Annotated in this window: 2 protein-coding genes; both read left to right on the top strand. The window is 34.0% G+C overall.

The window, feature by feature from the left end:
- The first annotated feature begins 141 nt into the window (after nucleotides 1-141).
- Complete coding sequence (locus ACTND6_RS10475; protein WP_441024138.1) at nucleotides 142-1704, top strand: diguanylate cyclase; 1563 nt, start codon at nucleotides 142-144, stop codon at nucleotides 1702-1704.
- A gap of 28 nt (nucleotides 1705-1732) precedes the next feature.
- Complete coding sequence (locus tag ACTND6_RS10470; protein WP_441024140.1) at nucleotides 1733-4615, top strand: response regulator; 2883 nt, start codon at nucleotides 1733-1735, stop codon at nucleotides 4613-4615.
- The last annotated feature ends 84 nt before the right edge of the window (nucleotides 4616-4699 follow it).

The following is a 4699-nucleotide window of genomic DNA, read 5'->3' as shown; positions in this document are numbered from 1 at the left end:
CAGGCAGTAAATGAATTTATGAAAGTCATCTGATGTGTTGGCTTTTTTTATTGGACTGAAATTGGTCGTTTTTACCGGACTCTGAATGGTTAAATTAACCGGACGCTAACAGTTGAAAAATACTCAGCGACATATGCAAGCATGTATACAGATCCTTTAACAGGTGTATATAATCGTGCATATTATGAAAAAGTTGAAAAGAATGTGAATACACCTGCAGGGATTGCGGTGATTGATATTGATGACTTCAAGTTATGTAATGATATCTACGGTCATAAAGCTGGAGATGTTGCTTTACAGACAGTAACGCAAATTATTCGAAATAATATTCGTAGTAATGATAAGATCATACGTATTGGTGGGGATGAAATCTTATTGATTCTGGATGGAATTCAAGAGGAAAGCTTTGAAAGAAAACTGGAAAGAATTCGCTCTCAAGTTCGTATGGCACGTGTGAAAGGCTATAATAAGCTGCAATTATCAATTTCTATCGGTGCGGTGGTTTCGATGACAGAGACAAGAGAGGTATCCGTTGCGAAAGCTGATCGATTGATGTATATTGCCAAATCTTCTAAGAATCGTGTTGTTTCTGAATGGAATGAAAATAAACAGATAACTAGTTCCTTGAATGAAAGAGATGACAATAAACCTCTTGTTCTTGTTGTTGATGATTCTGACATGAATCGTTTCCTTCTTTCGCAAATCTTACTGGACGATTACAATGTAATAGAAGCATGTGATGGTGTAGAAGCAACACAAATCATTCAAGATCATTTCAAAGAACTTTCTATTGTTTTACTGGATATTGTAATGCCTAGAATGGATGGATTTAGTGTTCTGGAATTTATGAATGCGAATGATTTGATTCAGGATTTACCAGTCATTATGATTTCCAGTATGGATGAAGACAGTGCAATCCGTCGCTGCTATGAGTTAGGCATTTCTGATTATGTTCGTCGTCCTTTCTCTGCAGATGTTGTTGGAAAACGTGTGTATAATATCGTTCGTTTGTATCAAAGACAAAGAAATCTACAAAGAGAAATCCGTGAACAGATAGAAGAAAGAGAAAAGAATTCTAGAGTCGTTACATCAATTATTTCTCACGTTGTCGAAAATCGTAATGGTGAAAGTGGACCGCATGTGATCCATGTAGAACAAATAACAGAAATTATTTTGAATCGTTTAACAGAATTAACTGACATGTATAAACTTTCTAAAGAAGATAAAAAACAGATTTCTTTAGCGAGTGCATTACATGATATTGGTAAAATTGGAATTGATGAAAAGATTTTGAATAAGCCTGGAAAGCTGACAGAGGAAGAGTATGAAATCATGAAGACACATACAACCATTGGTGCAATCATGATTCGTCAGGTGCAAATGGAAGAGGATGATACTCTCATTCAGTTTGCATATGAAATCTGCAGATGGCATCATGAAAAGTGGGATGGAAGAGGATATCCAGATGGATTAAAGAGAAACTATATTCCAATTTCTGCACAGGTTGTATCGATTTCGGATGTGTATGATGCTTTGGTGTCAGAGAGAGTATATAAAAAAGCGTATTCTCATGAAAAGGCAATAGAAATGATCATCAATGGGGAATGTGGTGAATTCAATCCGTTGTTAATACAATGTTTGAAAGACTGTTCAGATCGTATTCAACTGGTTGAATCAAAAAATTCTCGAAATCGCGTTAGATAGTTTTTTTAAGAAACCAAAGGTGAATAAAATGGAACAAGATCAGATACTTTTAGAAATGTTTAATCAAGGAAAAAGAGCAATGTACGTTGTGCATGTTCTTTTAGATGAGCATTCTCAACCTGTAGACTGGGTCTTTGTTTATGTAAATCAAATAGCAATGGAGTTATCTGGTTTTACAAGAGAAGATTTATACGAGAAAAAGTATTCTGAAGTATTCCCAAATCAAAAGAATAAGTGGCTGAAAAAATATTCTGAAGCAGCATGGGATGGAAAGACTGTTGAATTAGAGGAATTCTCTGATGAGCTTGGGGCAATGATTCATCTGAAAATTACGCCTACACATCAGAAAGGATATTGTCTCTGTTATATTTCGGATACAAAAGATGAATTGATGTCTGCTTTAGAATATAGAGAGGATATAAATACAGAACAAAGAAAAACTTCATTATTAAATGCACTTTGTATTGATTATACAGATGTATATTTATGTGATTTAAAAAAAGACACATTAGAAATACTCAAACAGGGAAATTATTCGCATAATAGCTTGTTGAATTCCACTCTAGAAGAAAAAGATTTAAATTCATATACAAAAAGATTCCAGTATTATTTTGATAATCTGATTGTTAGTGATAGAAAACAAGATTTCTGGCAATATATGCGCCCAGAAGTTTTGATGTGCGAATTACGGAAACAAGACAGTTTACAATACCGCTATCAGACAATTCCTAATCCAGCAGGAAAAGAATATTTCAATATTAAAATTGTTCGTATGCATGTAGATGAAGAGCGATTTCAGGTAGTCATTGGAATTCAGCCAATTGATGAAATCGTTCAAAAGGAAAATGAATATCAAATGCAATTGGAATATGCTTTAAAACAGCAGGAAGCTAGAACAGAAGTTATACAGTCACTTGCATCTCAATATCAGGAAATGGTTGTATTAGATTTTAAAGAAGACAAGTATTCTGTCATTCATGGCCAGGAAAGTGGGTTTTATATTGCACAGCCAAAACAATCTTTGCAAAACCTGCATAACATATTGTTTGATAGAAATTTGAATGATGAATTCAAAAAACAAGAAGAAGTAAAAGCATTTTTTGATCTTACAACGCTGCAGAATCGATTGCGTTATAAAAATTTCATCAATATGGAAGTGAAATCTAGAAATAATCACTGGTATCGTGCAACGTATATTTCTAAGAAGCGTGACGATAATGGAAAAGTTGCAGAAGTTTTGTTTGTAGTAAAAGATATTCATGAAGAAAAAAAGAAAGAATTGGAAGCAAAAGAAAAACTTGAAGAACAAGAGAAAGCCTTGCGTGATGCTTTACAGATGGCAGAAAATGCAAATAAAGCAAAAACAACATTCTTGAATAATATGTCTCATGATATTCGAACACCAATGAATGCAATCATTGGCTATACTGCTTTAGCAGCAACACATATAGATAACAAAGATGCATTAAATAACTATTTAACAAAAATCAATATTTCTTCAAAGCATTTATTGAGTTTGATCAACGATGTTCTTGACATGAGTAGAATTGAAAATGGTGCTGTAAATATTGAATGTCATGAAATTCATATCCCAGATATACTCCATGACTTGACAACAATTATTCAAGGCAGTATTCATTCAAAGCAGCTAGATCTTTGTATTGATACACAAGACATTGTTCATGAAGATGTCATTACAGATAAGCTTCGTTTAAATCAGATTTTATTGAATCTGACAGGGAATGCGATTAAATTCACGCAAGTCGGTGGTAGAATCAATATTCGCATCAAAGAAAAACCATGTGATGATCCAGGTTACGCATATTTTGAATTTACAGTAAAAGATAATGGGATTGGCATGTCAGAGGAATTTATAAAACATGTATTTGATTCCTTCTCTAGAGAACGTTCTTCTACAAATAGCGGAATAGAAGGTACTGGACTTGGCATGGCAATCACAAAGCATCTTGTAAATATGCTGGGTGGAACGATTCACGTGAATTCGAAAGAAGGAGAAGGCAGTGAATTTGTTGTTTGTCTAACGATGAAGATCAATGATTCTGCATCTACTTATGAAACGATTTCATCTTTGGCTGGTGCAAGAGTTCTTGTGGTGGATGATGATATTGATACGTGTATGAGTGTTAGTAAAATGCTTAGAGATATTCAAATGCGTGCAGACTGGACAACCTCTGGCAAAGAAGCTGTGATTCGTTCTCAAGAAGCATATGAACAGTCTGAGCCATTTGAAGTATTTATTATTGACTGGCTGATGCCTGATATGAATGGAATTGAAACGGCTCGAAGAATTCGTTCCAGTATGAAAAATGAAGCTCCAATTATTATTTTGAGTGCATATGATTACTCTGATGTTGAACAGGAAGCTTTAGATGCAGGGGTAACTGCGTTTATTTCAAAACCATTATTTAAATCAGAATTGATTTCTGTGTTAAAAAATCCAAAAGCTGTCAGAAAAAAACCGGATGAAATACTTCACAGTCATTATGAAGGAAAACATATCTTGCTTGTGGAAGATAATGAATTGAATCGTGAAATTGCTGAAGAGATGTTAAAAAATGCTGGTTTTATTGTAGATAGTGTCAATGATGGAATAGATGCAGTAGAAAGAATGAAAGCTTTAGATGAAAATGCGTATGATCTTATTTTGATGGATATTCAAATGCCAAAGATGGATGGATATACTGCAACAAAAGAAACTCGACATCTTTCAAACCGAAGAAAAGCAAATATTCCAATTGTTGCGATGACAGCGAATGCCTTTGAAGAAGATAAGAAAAAATCAATGGCAGCTGGTATGAATGCACATTTATCAAAACCGGTAAATATCAAAAATCTAGTGGAAACATTGGATGGCATATTTAAAAACATAATTGACCATCTGATTCATTGACAAGCAAAAATAGGAAAAGCAGCATTCAAAGCATTCGTAATCTGTCTGCGGGTCATTGGATGAGATTTAAAAATATATTTGGCT

The sequence above is a fragment of the Bulleidia sp. HCP3S3_C9 genome (genome assembly GCF_052064035.1).
GTDB lineage: Bacteria > Bacillota_I > Bacilli_A > Erysipelotrichales > Erysipelotrichaceae > Bulleidia.
The sequence above is the reverse complement of the archived record's forward strand: the minus strand, read 5'-3'. Positions and strand labels throughout refer to the sequence as shown.